Below are 16,906 nucleotides of genomic sequence, written 5' to 3' on the forward strand. Positions count from 1 at the left end.
AAAAATTGTGATTAAGTCCAATTTGCCTGTATTTAATTTTAGGCAAAGCTATTACCACAATGTTAGCTGTATGTTAGATGTTAATTAAGCTTTGTTTAGCTAAAGGTTAATTTAATGTTAGCTACTTTTAGGTTAGTATCTTATACCCGTTTTCTTGCAGATAAAGTGCAATAACCAAATCGGACCGATTAACAGAAACTTAACATCATCTAAAAAAGATGGTTTCTTACCCTCAATTTTATGCCCAATAAATTGACCTACCCAGGCAGCGACAAATATGGCGGCATAAATCGCATAAGCTGTCCCGCTTCCCAAACCAACAGCCTGCTCTATTTTCACAATGACATAACTCATTAACCCTACCACCCAAATCATTAAAAAAAACAATACAGGCGAGAGCGTGAAATAGTAATATAAACTAAATGCCAACAGAAAAGAAGCCCAATTGAAGAAGCCGTTGTAATTGCCTAAAAAACCAATGTGTGGAAATGGAATTTGCCAAACCAAGCCCAGTAAACTAAAAACAATCAATGGAACACAAATCCAATGCACTAGTTTATTGGTCGGATTTTGGTGGCTTTCCGCATACTTATCAAAAAGTACATCAACAGGGCGTTTAGGTTCAATTTGGATAGTTGGTTTGCTCATGGTGTAAAAATATGAAAAATGTTGGAGAAAGCGTACCGTGAGCTTGTCATCCATTAGAAATCGATTTTTCATCGACTGAAGCCATCTCGTAGTGTTGGTTTAATATAGATTGCTTCGGCTCGCTCATTCCCTGCCTCGCAATGACGAACTTTTTAAAAATTAGCACCAATGCTAATTATCTCTTTAATCTGCGGGAAACCTAAATAGATAATTGCATTGGGCTAAAAATCCCCCCGCAGATCACGGTGATTTTCGCAGATAGGAATTTTATCATCTCATCCGCCGTCATTTCGAGCGAAGGTGAGAACCTTTGAAATTAACACGTCCCGAATACAGGATTAAAAGATTTATCCATTCCACTGCATTTCAGTCGAAAAGACGAGATAAAAGACAATTCATCAAATAAGATTTGCGTTAATCTTCTTAATCTGCGGGAAACCTAAATCTATAATTGCATTGGGCTAAAATCCCCCCGCCGATCACGGTGATTTTCGCAGATGAAAAGAAGTTCAAATCGCCTATCACATGTCAACCCTAAAAACCAAAAAAGCGATGGAAAAAACTCCATCGCTTAATTTATTAATGAGATTGCTTCGGCTTTAAAAACCTCGCAATGACGGATAGACGACTACTTCGCAAATGCTACCGATCGTGTTTCGCGAATAACAGTAACTTTGATTTGCCCAGGATAAGTCATCTCCGTTTGAATACGGGTCGAGATATCTGCAGCTAATAATTCTGCCTGTGCATCTGTAATTCTTTCGCTTTCTACAATCACACGAAGTTCTCTACCTGCCTGGATGGCGAAAGTTTTCTCTACTCCAGGATAAGACAAAGCCAGTTCTTCAAGATCTTTCAAACGTTTGATGTAACTTTCCACTACCTCTCTACGTGCACCAGGACGAGCGCCTGAAATGGCATCGCAAGCCTGAACGATTGGAGAAATCATCGAAGTCATTTCTATCTCGTCGTGGTGGGCACCAATTGCATTGCAAATTTCTGGATGCTCTTTATATTTTTCGGCCAGTTGCATTCCTAAAATTGCGTGAGGCAATTCCGGGTTATCATCAGGCACTTTACCAATATCGTGTAATAAACCGGCACGTTTAGCCATCTTTGCGTTTAAGCCCAACTCAGCCGCCATTGTAGCACAGAAATTAGCCACTTCACGTGAGTGATGTAAAAGGTTTTGACCATAAGATGAACGGTAACGCATACGGCCAACCATTCTGATTAATTCAGGGTGCAAACCGTGAATCCCTAAATCGATTACCGTACGTTCGCCAATCTCCACAATTTCATCTTCGATTTGCTTTTTGGTTTTCGCTACAATTTCTTCAATACGGGCAGGGTGAATACGACCATCAGTTACCAAACGGTGCAAGGCCAAACGGGCAATCTCTCTTCTTACCGGATCGAAACCAGATAAAATGATCGCTTCAGGAGTATCGTCAACAATAATTTCAATACCAGTCGCAGCCTCTAAAGCACGGATATTTCTACCCTCTCTACCAATTACTCGACCTTTAATCTCATCACTCTCGATATGGAAAATAGAAACCGAATTTTCAATCGCAGCTTCTGTAGCCGTACGTTGAATGGTTTGGATCACCACTTTTTTGGCTTCTTTGCTTGCTGTTAATTTGGCTTCATCAACAATATCTTTTACCTGCATCATCGCTTGCGTGCGGGCTTCTTGCTTTAAATTCTCTACTAATTGTGCTTTAGCTTCTTCAGCAGAAAGACCAGCAATGGTTTCTAATTGTTTCAGGTGTTGATTTTTTAACACTTCAACTTCTTCTTGTTTTTTAACTGCAAGCTCAGTTTGCTTTTCTAAATTGGCTTTTTGCTTATCTAGTTCCTGCTCTTTTTTGTTGAAGTTTTCCATGCGCTGGTTTACCGATTGCTCTTTCTGCTTCATGGTATTCTCACGCTGATTGATGGAATTATTTTTGGCATTCACTTCTTGTTCATGCTCTGCTTTTAACTGCAAAAATTTCTCTTTTGCTTCTAAAAGTTTATTCTTTTTTAGAATTTCTGCATTGTTCTCTGCATCTTTTAAAATCTTTTTCACCTTGTTTTGGGCCGCAATTTCCTGCCCTTTTAACAGGTTGCGCAGTAGGAACCTGCCTACCGCTATACCGATACCTAAGCCTGCTATTAAGGCAAATATGTATCCTAGAATTTCCGTTATCTCCATTTTGTTTTTTAAGTAAAAAAAAACCGCAACTAATTTTTTTAAAGTCTCATCATTTTAAACCTCAACTAAGCATAATTGGGATTTAAGCCATTTTCAGGTGCATAAAGCAGATGAAATACGCCCTCTTAACCCCATAGATATTGAAGTGTTAAGTTTTATAAATTTGAAACTCAAAAAACTAGCCGCGGCTATGTTTTTATGCTAATTAGAGCGACGCCATCCTGAATTTATTCCAGGAACTTAATTGTTAAGACTTTGAAACAAGTTCAAAGTGACAAATCGCCAAAGAACGAACCTTATTTTGTAAAAAAACCGTTGAGTAAAATATCCAACTCTTCAACTTTATCAGCAACGGCAGTATCTTGGTTTTGCACTTTATTTTCCGTTCTTAATACAGCGGTTGCATAATGCAAAACTGCCATAGAAAGAAGATCCTGCTTATCTCTAACCGCATAATTATCTTGATAATCTTTTATGCGCTCATTGATCATTTTAGCTGCCCGTCTCACAATTTCTTCCTCTTCTGTATTCACCTTAAGTGGGTAAATACGGTCGGAAATGGTTATTTTAATCGAGATTTCTCCCATTTGTTAGCTTAGTTTCTGATTTCTTCGCATCATTTATTTTTTAAGTAATGCGATACTTTTATCAATCTCCCGCACAAAATCGTTAATTTTTTGTTTAATGTCAAGCGACTTTTCACTTGTACCCTCAATACTTTTGGCCAATTTAGTAACCCTTAATTTTTCTTCAAGCTCTACATTTTTGACTTTCGAAGTATCAAGCGCCACTTTTAACGATTGATTTTCAAGCTTTAATAAATCATTTTCTTCTTGTAATGCATTACATAACTCAATTAATCGAGCTGTTTTTTGTAATACCTTATCTAATTGATCTGCAACAGAAGTCATGAATTTATTTCTAAAAATACGAATTTATATTTTATTTCCTAATTTCTGCACCCGCTTGCTGGGTTAAATTCGCGATTAATTTTTGCATCGTATTTTCAATCTGCTTATCAGTCAGCGTTTGTTCTTCATCCTGCAAAATGAAATTCAACGCATAAGATTTTTTACCTTCCGGCAATTTATCCCCCACATAAACATCAAAAACACCTACTTCTTTAATCAACTTTTTATCCGTTTTAAAGGCAATCCCTTTTAAGGTATCAAAAGTTACGACCTGGTCAATCAACAACGATAAATCTCTTCGCACCTGCGGATACTTGGAAACCTCTTTATTGATGATCTTGTTTTTCCTTACAATGTCCAGTAACCCAGCCCAATCAAAGTCAGCATAAAAAACCTCCGCATTTACATCTGCAAGTTTACGATCAGCTTTACTTGCTGCCCCGAAACTAACCAGCGTTTTATCTCCACGGAAATATTTAATTCCATAAGCGAAGTTCTCATCATTTAAAACATCCGTTTGATAACTGGAAATCCCTAAACGATTGATAATCGCATCAACAGCCGACTTCAAATTATAAAAACCTACCGATTTGGAGTTTTGATTCCATTGCTCACTTTGTTTTGCGCCAGATATTAGTAACAACAACCGCGGGCGCTCTACATATTGTTCGTTAATTAAATGATAGGTTTTACCAAATTCATAAAACTTAACATCAGCATTTTTGCGGTTTTGATTATGAGCTACACTTTCCAGCGCTGGCATTAACATGCTTTGGCGCATTACATTCAAATCGCTGCTTAGCGGGTTTAAAATAAAAACCGCTTCATCAAGATTTTTTGAATAAGTCGACTTTGTTAATGAGTTACACATAATTTCAGCGTAACCGTTGGCACTTAATAAATCTGCAACAGTATTATGTGTGTTTTCTTTCTCTGGCTTTAAGCTATAAGATAAAGAAGCATTTATTTTCGAAGGAATAGCAATATTATTATAGCCATAAATGCGTAAAACCTCTTCGGTAATATCACATTCGCGGGTTACATCTACTTTGAAAGATGGCACTCTCAAAGCAAGAGTATCATCAGACGTACTGGTCGCGGTAATTCCTAGAGCGGTAATGATATGCTTAATCTCTGCAGATGGAATATTTGCCCCAATGAGCTTATTGATGTTGTTATAACTCACTTCGAACTCGAAAGGACGAATGTGATTAGGATAAATATCAAAAACTGATGATGAAATTTCGCCTCCAGCCAATTCTTTAATCAACAAGGCCGCATATTTCAAAGCTGTAACCGTAATTTCCGGGTCAGTACCACGCTCGTAGCGGAAAGACGCATCAGTTTTTAAGCCATGTCTTTTTGCCGTTTTACGTACCGAAACCGAATTGAAATAAGCGCTTTCTAAGAAGATGTTTTTTGTTTGGGTATCAACACCTGAAGTTTTGCCCCCAAAAACACCGGCAATGCACATCGGTGCATCGGCATTGCAAATCATCAAATCATCAGCACTTAATTTGCGCTCTATATCATCAAGGGTTACAAAAGGCGTTCCTTCAGCAACTTTTTTAACGATTACTTTTCCGCCGGCAATTTTATCGGCGTCGAAAGCATGTAGAGGCTGCCCTAAGCCATGTAATACGTAGTTGGTAATATCTACCACATTATTAATCGGGCGAAGACCAATTACTTTCAATTTATCTTTTAACCAATCTGGAGATTCGGTAACCGTAACACCAGAAATGGTTAGGCTACTGTATCGCGGACAAGCAGTAGCATCTTCCACTTCAACAGGAATAACCAGATTTTCATTATCGACTTTAAATGCTGACAGATCCGGCATTTCATATTCGCTTCTGAAATAGGCAGCTAAATCTCTGGCAACACCCAAATGTGAGGCTGCATCAGCACGATTTGGCGTTAATCCGATCTCAAAAACAAAATCATCATCCATTTTAAAATGGTCTTTAGCACGAATACCAATTTCAGTATCCTCAGCCAAAATCATAATTCCATCGTGAGATTTACCTAAACCTATTTCATCTTCCGCACAAATCATTCCCTGCGAAACCTCGCCCCTGATTTTCGATTCCTTAATTTTAAATGGCTCACCCTCCAAAGGATAAACGGTTGTTCCAACGGTAGCAACCACAACTTTTTGCCCGGCGCCCACATTTGGTGCACCACAAACAATTTGAAGATTTTCTTTGCCGCCCACATTTACCGTAGTTACACGTAAACGATCGGCGTTAGGATGTTGCACACAGGTTAAAACCTCCCCAATAACCAAACCCTCAAGTCCGCCAACAACAGGCTGAACCTGTTCTACACTTTCTACCTCTAAACCTACATTAGTTAAGATTAAGGAAAGTTCTGCCGGCGTTTTGTCTATTTTAACAAATTGTTTTAACCAGTTATATGATATTTTCATTTATTGAGATTTGAGATTCCAGACAAGAGATTTTAGACATACCATAACTAAAACAGTTGTTCAAGAATTATAAAACGCAAAGATATTATTTAAACGGCAAAGCAGGAAGCTAAACAAGAAATCTTGATATAATAAAAAATATGATGTTCTGAAAGAGTGCATCGGTATTGAAAGTAAGCATTACTGATAACATCTTTAAAAGATTTCTCGACTACGCTCGAAATGACGAGCGGTTTAAGCTAGCGCCCGATACTTAAATTGGATAAAATGATGGCACAAGCTCCGGCGCCGATCACGATCATAATTACCGATATAATGATCAGCATTAATCCTGGCTTTACCGGTTGATTTCTGGAAGATCTGATGATCACCTGAACTAAACCAACGATAAACAATACCGCCACCGCAAGCCAGTAAAAAATAATTAGCCCCATAGCCTATCCGTTAGCGAGTAACACCGCACAAGCACCGCCACCAATTACAACCAGTATAATCGACGCGATTAACATTTGTACACCCAGCTTGGTAGGTTCGTTGTTGGATGATTTTACAATGATGGTGATGATCCCGCCGATAAACAGTCCGACAATGGCGAGGCCATAAAGAAATAAGAGGATGATGATCATATCAATTCATATTTAGTTTTTCTCTAATAGTGTCGATCTTGTGATCACGATAAAAAATGTTCATAGTTTCAAAAGGCACCATCTTATATTTATCACTTACAATGTGAACGCAAGATTTCTTCACAGCTCTTACATCAAAATCAAGCGGATCCATAAAATTCATGATGATGATGCGGAACAGATTATCGTAACTTAAATTATCCGATTTCACCCTCGGTAAACAACACATTAATTCTCCAAAAGTATCTTCTGCACAATCTACAGAAACACCGGTACTAAATAAATTTAACATATGCTCCTTCAACTTTTCGTCATGCTCAAAAACGATGGTATTTTTGGAGTTGTTCAATAAATCTTCGGGGTTGATCAAATGTGTCATAGGGACCACTTCATCGCCGATTTTGAGTGCATAGGCCATGCAAAGCGCATCTGGGTTGCAAGGAACCGGAATTAAATCTTGCGGGGTAAAAGTAGGATACTGTTCATATATCTTCCTTCGAACCTCCGTTAAGGTAATTCTTCCCTTTTGGTCATTGTAATCATCATTCCTCCCGGCAACCTGTGTAGGCTGAAAAGTTACCCCACGAACGCAACGCTGTTTAAGTGCGTACTCCAGAATATCTCCGATTTCGTGATCGTTTAGGCCATTTTGTAAAGTGACCACCAAAGTTGTCGATACATTAAACTGATTTAAATGATCTATTGCTTTTTTCCTCACCTCGGTTAAATCTTCTCCCCTTAATTTGGTTAACACCTCCGCACTAAAACTATCAAACTGCAAATAGATTTCGAAATCGGGCATATAAGAGGCCAGTTTCTCTACGAAGGAAATATCTTTAGCTATCCTGATTCCATTGGTATTTACCATTAAATGTTTAATGGGCTTGGTTTTCGCCAGATCCAATATTTTAAAAAACTCTGGATGCACGGTAGGTTCCCCACCAGAAAGCTGAACCACATCTGGTTCTCCTTCATTTGCAACCACCACATCCATCATTCGTTCAATTTCTTCCAGTGTACGGTGACGGCCATAATGTGGCGACGACATGGCGTAACAAGTTGGGCAGGCCAGATTACAACGATCGGTTACTTCGAGAACGGTTAAACACGAATGCTGCTCGTGATCGGTACATAAACCACAATCGTACGGACAACCGTAATGCACCTTCGTATTAAACTTCAGTGGCATTTCTGATTGTTTGTTGTAATTTCTAATTTGTTTATAATACTCCACATCATCAGCAATCATTACTTTACTATCGCCATGCGTTTTACAATTTTTAAGCATGAAGACTTTCGCATCCTGAAAAACAATTTTTGCATCGCAAAGCATCAGGCATTCCGGACAAAGACTCTTGGTATAATCGTAATAAATATAATCCCTGGTGTTAGCCATATTGAACGTTTTTAGTAAAAACTGATTTTGATATTCTGATGATGAATTTATAATAATAAGCAAAAATCAGCAAAGCAGACCAATGAATGCTGCTTAAATTTAGAAATAATGATTGATACGGCTTGATAAATTCGATGAGGAATCTAAATAAAAAATAGAGCACCATGAATAATTTAAAACGATCTCCATTGATGAGATTCTTGCTTTTTAATGCATTAAAGAAGAATAAAAGCAGTATCAAATAAAACATTTCATAGAGCATAATCGGATGTCGCTTTATGCCATCGCCCAAATCCATTCCGGTAAATAATTGGGTAGCGATACCAAAAGTTGGCTCATCTATTCCCATTGAAAGACAACCGATTCTACCGATGAATAATGCGATTATAATCGGCACAACATAAATGTCTCCCGAAGCAATATGAACGCCGATGATTTTTTTAATAAGCTCTACACCGAACAAACCTCCAAGCAAGCCACCAATAATAGTTTTACTTTGATAAAGAATGGAAAAATTGAGCTGTGCCAATATCGCCGGAGTTTCTAAAACCGCTACCACCCTCGAGCCGATCAAAGCACCCACCATCGCCCAAAGCATGATCCACAATCTGTTCTCATCAGAAATAGGATCAACAATCCCCTTCTTTAAATAATAATATACCCGAACACCTACAATGAAGGCCAGGGTTTCAAACAAGTAATGATAATGATATTGATCACCAAAAAGTTCGAACTGAAATGGAAAAGGCGAGCTGGATTTCAATAGCTTTCAGTTAAAACGATAATCTTGCAAACACTGGTAAATGATCAGATGGATATCTTTTATCTTTACTGTCAGACAGTACAGCGAATTTTTGAACTTTAAAACCTTTGTTTACAAAGATATAGTCGATTCTATTTTTTAAATCGCTGTTAAAATCAAAAGCGTTGAACGTTCCATTCGGACCATACGCAGGCTCTATACTGACTTCTTTTGCATCAGTTAAAAAAGATTTTATAGTGGCAATGGCTTCGGTTTCTGGAGTAACATTTAAATCGCCTGTAAAAACAACCGGCAAAGTAGGGGCAATTTCCTGTATCTTCCGTTTTAAAAGTTTCGCAGATTCAATCCTCGCCTTCACACCAATGTGATCATAATGGGTATTAAATACCAGAAATTCTTTTTTGTTGATTCTATCGTAAAGTCTTACCCAGCTACATACCCGGTTTAATGCGGCATCCCAGCCTTTCGATGGCACATCTGGCGTTTCCGAAAGCCAGAAAGTCCCTCCGTCTTTTTTGGTAAAACGATCTTTATCATAATATACCGCAGAAAATTCTCCTTTGCGTTTCCCATCCTCACGCCCCACACCCACTACATCAAAATTGGAGTTTTCAAGTAAGGCATCAAATTGTTCAGGCAAAGCCTCTTGTACGCAAAGGATATCAGCATCGTGGAATTTTACTAGCGCTTTCACACTTTCCTTACGGTTAGGCCAGGCATTTACACCGTCTGATGCTACATTTAAACGAATGTTATAAGTAATAATGTTAATTGGCGCTCCTTTCTTTTGGGCAAAGGTTACAACAGAAATAAGTATTAAACAGAATAAGGTTTTAAAGAATTTCATAAGATGGGTTATTTTTTCAATTTGCCAATATTACTAATTTAGTGTTAATTCAGTTTTAAGTAGTCAAATTGTTATAAATATACCAGTCGAGGTCGGACAGCTCCTCATCTTTTCGAACACGAAATGTTACCCAGGGTGTCATCTCGACCAGAGTGCAACAAAGCGGAGAGATCTTTAAAACTAGCTGTAACTTTATACTAGTTTAAAAGATTTCTCGGCTTAGCTCGAAATGACGACGCCCTGCTATCCGGCATAGGAGCTGATGGAAGGGAAAACGTTAAAGCTTTTGCAGGAATTTTCCAAAACCACAACCCAAGGCATCGCGTATACTGCGATTCTTCATCGCAGCTTGTGATGCCGCAATAAAAGCTTTGACGAATTTACCCGACATTAGATCCAAGCCTTGATTTTTTGCTTCTTTGTTATCAAGAACAACGAAGAAGGCCGCCGCCGATGAGGCGAAAAAAATCAAAGGTGAAGCCTTCACAGCGCTTTAAGATCCCCGCATACGCGAGGATGACGGATTCGGGGCCGGGTTTTCCGACATAGCAGCTGATGGAAGAGAAAAACCTCTATCCGCCTATCGGCATCTTTCTCCTTAAAGAGAAAGGCTAGTAAAAGAATCTCACCTCATTGCTGTAGCCGCCCTGCTATCCGGCATAGGAGATGATGGAAGGGGAAAACGTTAAAGCTTATGCCGCAATTTTCAAAAACCACAGCCTAAGGCATCGCGTATTCTGCGATTCTTCATCGCAGCTTGTGATGCCGCAATAAAAGCTTTGACGAATTTGCCCGACATCAGATCCAGGCCTTGGGTTTTTGTTTCTTTTGGGCCAAGCCAAAAGAAAAAGGCCGCCGTCGATGAGGCGGAAAGATCCTTCGACTAAGCTCAGGATGACATAATGATTTGATTAAGAATCGCTTAAAAGATCTCTCCGCTACGGTCGAGATGACGACGCCCTAAATAGGCGCTCGCTGTAGCTGCCCTGCTATCCGGCATAGCCAATTTTGGAAGCAGAAAGCAGTGGAAAACGAGCACAAACATTCAAAAACCAGTAATCAAGGAAATTTGCAGCCGAAAAGGAAAAAGCCAGGGCTGGCCTCAAATTACCGCTAATAGTTTTCCGCTAGCTTTATGCAAACAAAAGGGGCAAGCCTTGGGCTTTTGTTTCTTTTGGGCCAAGCCAAAAGAAAAAGGCCGCCGCGATGAGGCGAAAGAGATCCTTCGACTACGCTCAGGATGACATTATGATTTGATTAAGAATCCCTTAAAACATCTCTCCGCTACGGTCGAGATGACGACGCCCTAAAATAGGCGCTCGCTATAGCCGCCCTGCTTTCCGGCATAGCCAATTTTGGAAGCAGAAAGCAATGGAAAACGAGCACAAGCATTCAAAAACCAGTAGTTAAGGAAAATTGCAGCCGAAAAGGAAAGAGCCAGGGCTGGCCTCAAATTCTCGCTAAAAGTTTTCCGCTAGCTTTATGCAAACAAAAGGGGCAAGCCTTGATTGTTTGCTTCTTTGTTATCAAGAACAAAGAAGGAGGCCGCCGCCGATGAGGCGGAAAGATCCTTCGACTACGCTCAGGATGACATAATGATTTGATTAAGAATCGCTTAAAAGATCTCTCCACTACGGTCGAGATGACGACGCCCTAAAATAGTTCGATCGCTATTGCCACCCTGCTTTCCGGCATAGCCAATTTTGGAAGAAGAAAGCAGTGGAAAACGAGCACAAACATTCAAAAACCAGTAATCAAGGAAATTTGCAGCCGAAAAGGAAAAAGCCAGGGCTGGCCTCAAATTACCGCTAATAGTTTTCCGCTAGCTTTATGCAAACAAAAGGGGCAAGCCTTGATTGTTTGCTTCTTTGTTATCAAGAACAAAGAAGGAGGCCGCCGCCGATGAGGCGGAAAGATCCTTCGACTACGTTCAGGATGACATAATGACTTGATTAAGAATCACTTAAAAGATCTCTCCACTACGGTCCAGATGACACACACTTTAGGCTGAAACTTTCTAAAAGATCCCCGCATACGCGAGGATGACGGACTTGGGGCCGCGTTTTCCGACATAGCAGCTGATGGAAAAATCCTAAATCAAATCTTCATCTTTATAACTATAATAATGATCGTTCGCAAAAATCAAGTGATCAACTACATACAGTCCCAGCATAGCTCCAGATGCGACAACATCTCTGGTAAGTTTATTATCGCTTTCACTAGGTTTTAAATTTCCCGACGGATGATTATGCGCCAGAACTATATAGGCTGCATTATTTTCAATGGCTACTTTAAAAATAATCTTTGGGTCGGCCACTGTTCCAGCTTGCCCGCCTTTGCTAATTAAATGTTTGCCAATAATATGATTGGATCTGTTTAGCAATAAAATCCAAAATTCTTCATGGTTAAGATCCGCAAAGGTGTGGTGAAGGTATTTATGAACATCGCTGGATGCGGTAATCTGGATAAGCTGCTCTTGCTGCGTTTCCTTTCTTCGCAAACCAAGTTCCAAAGCGGCCACTATCGAAATTGCTTTCGCCTCCCCTATGCCTTTAAACTTCGAAAGATCTTGAATAGACGCCTTTCCAAGTTTGGTCAGGTTGTTATCGTAAAACGCTAAAATTCGTTTACTTAAATCTACAGCTGTTTCATTTCTGTTGCCCGATCCAATTAAAATTGCGATCAGTTCGGCATCGGTCAAATGCCTGCGACCATGCTGTAAAAGTTTTTCTCTTGGCCGATCTTCTTCAGCCCATAATTTGATTCCTAACTTTTGATCGTATTCATCCATAATTTTTTACGCAAAAAAAAGGCATCCCAACTTTTGGTTGGGATGCCTTTTACTAATATCGTAAAAAAACTTAGCTTATGCTAAACCGTTAACGAATTTCGTTAATTTCGATTTGTTGTTAGCTGCTTTGTTTTTGTGGATGATGTTCTTTTTAGCTAAACGATCTAACATAGAGATCACTTTAGGCAATAAATCTGAAGCAGATTTTTTATCTTCTGCAGCACGTAATCTCTTGATGAAAGTACGGGTAGTTTTTGCCTGATATCTGTTACGTAAACGTTTTGTAGCGTTTGCTCTAATTCTTTTTAATGAAGATTTATGATTTGCCATTTCTATTTAGCCTTTTATTTTTTCTTAATCGTTTCCTATAATTCGGGTTGCAAATATAGAGTTTATGTTTTTAAATTACAAAACAATTTAACTTTTTTATCCACATAAATTGCAACACATTTTCCAACAGCAAAAATACATTAAATTTATTCATTAATAACACTTTAACCCGGCTTAATAAAAATTAACTTCTATTGAGAAAACCTGCTTAAAAATACTATTTTTGGGGAAAACGATTTTTGAGTGAAAAAACGAATAGCCATTTTCGCATCCGGCTCAGGCTCTAACGCCCAAAAGCTAATGGAGCATTTTAAACGCAGTAACGACATCGAAATTTCTTTGGTATTAACTAACAACGCTGATGCCTACGTACTCCAAAGAGCAGATAACTTTGAAATCCCCTCCCACATTTTCGATAAACACGAATTCTACAAAACGGAACAAGTGATCGATTTACTGAAGAACTTAGATATCGATTTCATTGTTCTTGCAGGTTTTCTTTGGTTAATTCCTCAAAATTTAATAGCCGCTTACCCGGGAAGAATCATCAACATCCATCCTGCAATTTTACCGAAGTTTGGAGGAAAAGGAATGTATGGCGACCATGTACACAACGCCGTAATGGCTGCCGGCGAAACTGAAGGTGGCATCACGATTCATTATGTAGATGAAAACTATGATGAAGGAGAATATATCTATCAGGCAAGATATAAAATAGACAAAGGCGACAACCTGGAAATGATCAAATTTAAGGGGCAACAATTAGAGCATCTACATTATCCAAAGGTTGTTGAAAGTCTGGTAAAAAAAATCAAAAAGTAAGACTGAATTGCTAGATAAACAGTTTTGCGAGTAAATCTGTAGCTTCCAACACCGACGACTTTTTGTCAATTATTCCATTTGCACCAAATGCGATTAAGCTCTTTGCAAAAGTATGGCTGATTTGGCTATTGGAAAAAATAATCACTTTCACTTTACCACCTACTTTTTGCAAAAAGTCTTGCAACTTCTTATTTTCTGTTATTGATAAATCTACAATAATTAGATCGGCCTTATCCTCCGAGAGAAAATCATTTGTTCCATACAAATCACACAACTCAAAAACCGTAGCCACTGGCCAAACTGATTTCGAAATCAGTCTCAATCCATAACCCACAATCTGATGATTTGTAACAATGATGATCTTCATAAAACACAGCTGATTTTTTTATTTGGAGAAGCTGAGATGGAGCCTTGAACCTCCAGTGCCTCAAAAGCCAGTTAAAGTACAAAGCTAAGATGGCCATCGCGAGCGACTTCATCTAAAACCATACTCATATTCTTCCTTTATCCCACGAATAAAGCCCACTGTTTTATATTGCGTAGATCGCATACTCCTTTTAAATAGTAGTTGTTATTATAATTCCGCTAACCTCCAATTGGTACACAAAATATCTTGCTGACTTTTGGCAACTTACGCAAAAGCCAGCAAGGTATTTGATCCAAATAATTTCTCATCAAAAAGATGTTGGCTAATTGGTTCTAAGTAGTGTTAAAAAGCCTTTATACACATGCCATTTACCATTCAAATCTTTCAATTTTAATAGATAATAATACGTACCGGAATTTAAGCCTTCACCTGTCCAATCGTTCTTATAGGCGCCATTACTATGATAAACCTCGTTACCCCATCTGTTAAATATTGCCATGTTATTTTCTGGGTAAGCATTCAAGCCTAAAATTACAAAAGTATCGTTCCTTCCATCCCCGTTTGGCGTAAACAAATTCGGTATTTTTAAGCCAAAAATTTCCTTTACAGCTGTCGACGTATTGTCTGCAGGGTTTATATCGCGTTCCGTAGCCGTAACGGTAGCGGTGTTGGTGATGATACCTGCCAAATCTGCTTTTACTCTTAATGTAAGCGATACGCTACTGGCTGTTGAAACCTGCCCAATAGTCCAGGTTAATGTTCTGCTTGCTAAATCGTAGTTCACCGTACCATTATTACTGCTTGCCGAAATAAAGGTTAAGCCAACTGGCAATACATCACTTACTGTGACATTGGTAGCGAGATTTGCACCCTTGTTACGCACAACCAGGTCATAAACAAATTCGTCGCCTATTGCCGTGGTAGCTAGAGCAGTTGATTTATTAATACTTAGATCAACCATAGCCGCATTTGGAACAGGAGTTACTGTTGAGCTGTTATTACCTGGAACAGGATCAGATTCTGTTCCTGCAACAACCGCCGTGTTGGAATAAGGCCCTGAAGAATTTACTCTTGCGGTAATGGTAAGCGTTACACTGGCTCCGTTCGCGAGTCCGCCAATCGTCCACTTTCCTGTGGTTGCATCAAAACTACCTACAGCCGCGCTGGCGTTCACAAACGTATAACCAGCAGGTAATTGATCTGTAACTATGACATTAGTGGCTGCATTCGGACCAACATTATTTGCAACGATGGTAAATACCACATTTTCGCCAACGGTTGGACTTAGGTTATTTACAGTTTTAACAACACCCAAATTAGCTTGAACCAAGCCAGGAACAGGATTTACGGTAGATGAATTATTAGTTAAATCAGGATCTTCTTCATTGCCAGAAACCGCAGCTGTATTGGCGTAACTCCCCGTACTTTTTACGGTTGCAGTAACGGTTAATGTTACACTGGCGCCGTTGGCCAAATCACCTATCGTCCAGATTCCGGTACCACTATTGTAAGCACCAGACATAGTCGTACTACTTACATAATCATATCCTGTCGGAAGTTGATCCATCACTTTTACACCAGTTGCATTTGCAGCACCATTATTTTTCACAACGATGGTGAAAGTGAGGCTGCTGCCGATAACCGGCATTGCGTTATTTACTGTTTTGGTTACCATAAGATCCGCACAGCTCACTGTTTGTTTAGTGAAATACGCGGTGGCATTGATACCTCCCGGAAGTATTAAGTTATTGCCCGTGTTAATACTAATTGGGCTTCCACCGTTCGTACCTGTACAGCTGGTACTCCATACGCCCTGCGAAACCTGTTGACTTACAAAGGCAAGTGCATTGTTAAAAGCGGTTTCATCTGTACCGGTTCCATTTCCATTAGTTGCTGTATTGTGTTGTAATACTATATTAGCAGCCCCGGCAATGTTACTGCTAATCTGCCAGGTTCTGTCCATTCCTTTAGTAGCAAAACTCGTTTCTACAGCTGCGCTGGAAGAATAGTTTTTTACCTGCACATTAATATTTCTAGCCGCTATCTGATTTGACACTGTTGCTGGCGTATAATCTAACCCTGCAATACTCAACGGGAATAAAAAGGAATTTCCGGTTGCCAAACTTTCTTTAACAATAACGCCTGTACCATTGGTTACAACGTGTTTGTTCACATCATATCCGGTAAAAGTTGCATCATCATCTAAAACAATATTGAAGTTATTTAAAATCAAATGTCCAGCGGTAAACTTGATGGTATTGGTAACACGGGTATTTCCACTCAATGAAACACCACTTGCGTTATCGATCTCGATATTTGGCAACGATGGATTAACCCCAGCTGCATATCCCCCATTTAAGGTTTGTTGCGCCGGATAGCCTGGATACAGTGGATTGTTTGCCCTGAAGATAATCAGTCCGGTTCCTGTTTGCCCGTTGCTTGGTAAACATATAAAACGAGCAGCCGGATCTATGGTCATGTTCTTCCCATAGAAAATTGCTGTTGCACCGTCTTCGAGATAAACTACAGCATCCGGACCAAAGGTTACATCGCCATACCACGTAGTTGGAACACCAGCATTAATATCAAAATTGCTGTTAATGTAAGTGGCAGACTGACTGTAGCCTTTCAGCCATATAACACTTACGATGAATAGGAGTAATATTTTTCTCATGGTAATGATTTTAGTATTTTATTGAGCTCCTCATGGATAACTTGTTTTATAGCTTTGTTTCGATATCCAATCATGATGCTAAATGCTGGCTGATAACTGT

Annotated in this window: 16 protein-coding genes; 1 reads left to right on the forward strand and 15 read right to left on the reverse strand. The window is 39.2% G+C overall.

Features of this window, described 5'->3' with window-relative positions:
• Positions 1-132: 132 nt before the first annotated feature.
• The 13 genes from ACZZZK_RS07055 to rpsT all read right to left on the reverse strand — a co-directional run bounded on the left by ACZZZK_RS07055 (position 133) and on the right by rpsT (position 12,943).
• Positions 133-648 (reverse strand): Mpo1 family 2-hydroxy fatty acid dioxygenase, encoded by a 516-nt coding sequence (locus tag ACZZZK_RS07055; protein WP_463486281.1) that lies wholly within the window; start codon positions 646-648, stop codon positions 133-135.
• Between the two features lie 628 nt (positions 649-1,276).
• Positions 1,277-2,848: a ribonuclease Y gene (gene rny / locus ACZZZK_RS07060; protein WP_056849484.1), complete on the reverse strand. Its 1,572-nt coding sequence runs from the start codon at positions 2,846-2,848 to the stop codon at positions 1,277-1,279.
• 296 nt (positions 2,849-3,144) lie between these two features.
• Positions 3,145-3,435: a cell division protein ZapA gene (locus tag ACZZZK_RS07065; RefSeq protein ID WP_056849483.1), complete on the reverse strand. Its 291-nt coding sequence runs from the start codon at positions 3,433-3,435 to the stop codon at positions 3,145-3,147.
• Positions 3,436-3,468: 33 nt separating this feature from the next.
• Positions 3,469-3,759, reverse strand: coding sequence for a hypothetical protein (locus tag ACZZZK_RS07070; protein WP_463483525.1), 291 nt, complete (start codon positions 3,757-3,759; stop codon positions 3,469-3,471).
• A gap of 31 nt (positions 3,760-3,790) precedes the next feature.
• Complete coding sequence (gene pheT, locus ACZZZK_RS07075) at positions 3,791-6,190, reverse strand: phenylalanine--tRNA ligase subunit beta (RefSeq protein ID WP_463483526.1); 2,400 nt, start codon at positions 6,188-6,190, stop codon at positions 3,791-3,793.
• Between the two features lie 239 nt (positions 6,191-6,429).
• Complete coding sequence (locus ACZZZK_RS07080) at positions 6,430-6,624, reverse strand: hypothetical protein (protein WP_265798381.1); 195 nt, start codon at positions 6,622-6,624, stop codon at positions 6,430-6,432.
• Between the two features lie 3 nt (positions 6,625-6,627).
• Complete coding sequence (locus ACZZZK_RS07085) at positions 6,628-6,816, reverse strand: hypothetical protein (RefSeq protein WP_056849478.1); 189 nt, start codon at positions 6,814-6,816, stop codon at positions 6,628-6,630.
• A 1-nt stretch (position 6,817) separates the two neighbouring features.
• Positions 6,818-8,212 (reverse strand): radical SAM protein, encoded by a 1,395-nt coding sequence (locus tag ACZZZK_RS07090; protein WP_463483527.1) that lies wholly within the window; start codon positions 8,210-8,212, stop codon positions 6,818-6,820.
• A complete protein-coding gene (locus ACZZZK_RS07095) occupies positions 8,205-8,975 on the reverse strand; it encodes a prolipoprotein diacylglyceryl transferase (protein WP_463483528.1) in 771 nt (256 codons plus the stop codon). Before ACZZZK_RS07095 ends, ACZZZK_RS07090 begins: the two co-directional genes overlap by 8 nt.
• A gap of 10 nt (positions 8,976-8,985) precedes the next feature.
• Positions 8,986-9,822 carry an endonuclease/exonuclease/phosphatase family protein gene (locus ACZZZK_RS07100; RefSeq protein ID WP_463483529.1) on the reverse strand — a complete coding sequence of 279 codons (837 nt, stop codon included), beginning with the start codon at positions 9,820-9,822 and terminating at the stop codon, positions 8,986-8,988.
• 277 nt (positions 9,823-10,099) lie between these two features.
• A complete protein-coding gene (locus ACZZZK_RS07105) occupies positions 10,100-10,309 on the reverse strand; it encodes a hypothetical protein (protein ID WP_463483530.1) in 210 nt (69 codons plus the stop codon).
• A 1,605-nt stretch (positions 10,310-11,914) separates the two neighbouring features.
• Positions 11,915-12,613, reverse strand: coding sequence for a RadC family protein (gene radC / locus ACZZZK_RS07110; RefSeq protein WP_463483531.1), 699 nt, complete (start codon positions 12,611-12,613; stop codon positions 11,915-11,917).
• 75 nt (positions 12,614-12,688) lie between these two features.
• Positions 12,689-12,943 carry a 30S ribosomal protein S20 gene (gene rpsT, locus ACZZZK_RS07115; protein WP_010603296.1) on the reverse strand — a complete coding sequence of 85 codons (255 nt, stop codon included), beginning with the start codon at positions 12,941-12,943 and terminating at the stop codon, positions 12,689-12,691.
• Between the two features lie 243 nt (positions 12,944-13,186).
• On the opposite strand from rpsT, the gene purN reads away from it, so the two are divergent.
• Positions 13,187-13,765: a phosphoribosylglycinamide formyltransferase gene (gene purN / locus ACZZZK_RS07120; protein WP_463483532.1), complete on the forward strand. Its 579-nt coding sequence runs from the start codon at positions 13,187-13,189 to the stop codon at positions 13,763-13,765.
• Between the two features lie 10 nt (positions 13,766-13,775).
• Here the strand turns inward: purN and ACZZZK_RS07125 are convergent, their stop codons facing one another.
• Both ACZZZK_RS07125 and ACZZZK_RS07130 read right to left on the reverse strand, forming a co-directional pair.
• Entirely contained in the window at positions 13,776-14,132 is a 357-nt protein-coding gene (locus tag ACZZZK_RS07125; RefSeq protein ID WP_463483533.1) for a response regulator, read from the reverse strand.
• A 322-nt stretch (positions 14,133-14,454) separates the two neighbouring features.
• On the reverse strand, positions 14,455-16,806 hold the full coding sequence (locus ACZZZK_RS07130; RefSeq protein WP_463483534.1) for a T9SS type B sorting domain-containing protein: 2,352 nt from the start codon (positions 16,804-16,806) through the stop codon (positions 14,455-14,457).
• Positions 16,807-16,906: the final 100 nt, after the last annotated feature.

Source organism: Pedobacter sp. AC163, from assembly GCF_979258665.1.

Excerpts from the sequence above, each read along its gene's own strand:
- ACZZZK_RS07055 (WP_463486281.1), bottom strand. The coding sequence starts at position 648 with ATGAGCAAACCAACTATCCAAATTGAACCTAAACGCCCTGTTGATGTA.
- rny (WP_056849484.1), bottom strand. The coding sequence starts at position 2,848 with ATGGAGATAACGGAAATTCTAGGATACATATTTGCCTTAATAGCAGGC.
- ACZZZK_RS07065 (WP_056849483.1), bottom strand. The coding sequence starts at position 3,435 with ATGGGAGAAATCTCGATTAAAATAACCATTTCCGACCGTATTTACCCA.
- ACZZZK_RS07070 (WP_463483525.1), bottom strand. The coding sequence starts at position 3,759 with ATGACTTCTGTTGCAGATCAATTAGATAAGGTATTACAAAAAACAGCT.
- pheT (WP_463483526.1), bottom strand. The coding sequence starts at position 6,190 with ATGAAAATATCATATAACTGGTTAAAACAATTTGTTAAAATAGACAAA.
- ACZZZK_RS07080 (WP_265798381.1), bottom strand. The coding sequence starts at position 6,624 with ATGGGGCTAATTATTTTTTACTGGCTTGCGGTGGCGGTATTGTTTATC.
- ACZZZK_RS07085 (WP_056849478.1), bottom strand. The coding sequence starts at position 6,816 with ATGATCATCATCCTCTTATTTCTTTATGGCCTCGCCATTGTCGGACTG.
- ACZZZK_RS07090 (WP_463483527.1), bottom strand. The coding sequence starts at position 8,212 with ATGGCTAACACCAGGGATTATATTTATTACGATTATACCAAGAGTCTT.
- ACZZZK_RS07100 (WP_463483529.1), bottom strand. The coding sequence starts at position 9,822 with ATGAAATTCTTTAAAACCTTATTCTGTTTAATACTTATTTCTGTTGTA.
- radC (WP_463483531.1), bottom strand. The coding sequence starts at position 12,613 with ATGGATGAATACGATCAAAAGTTAGGAATCAAATTATGGGCTGAAGAA.
- rpsT (WP_010603296.1), bottom strand. The coding sequence starts at position 12,943 with ATGGCAAATCATAAATCTTCATTAAAAAGAATTAGAGCAAACGCTACA.
- ACZZZK_RS07125 (WP_463483533.1), bottom strand. The coding sequence starts at position 14,132 with ATGAAGATCATCATTGTTACAAATCATCAGATTGTGGGTTATGGATTG.
- ACZZZK_RS07130 (WP_463483534.1), bottom strand. The coding sequence starts at position 16,806 with ATGAGAAAAATATTACTCCTATTCATCGTAAGTGTTATATGGCTGAAA.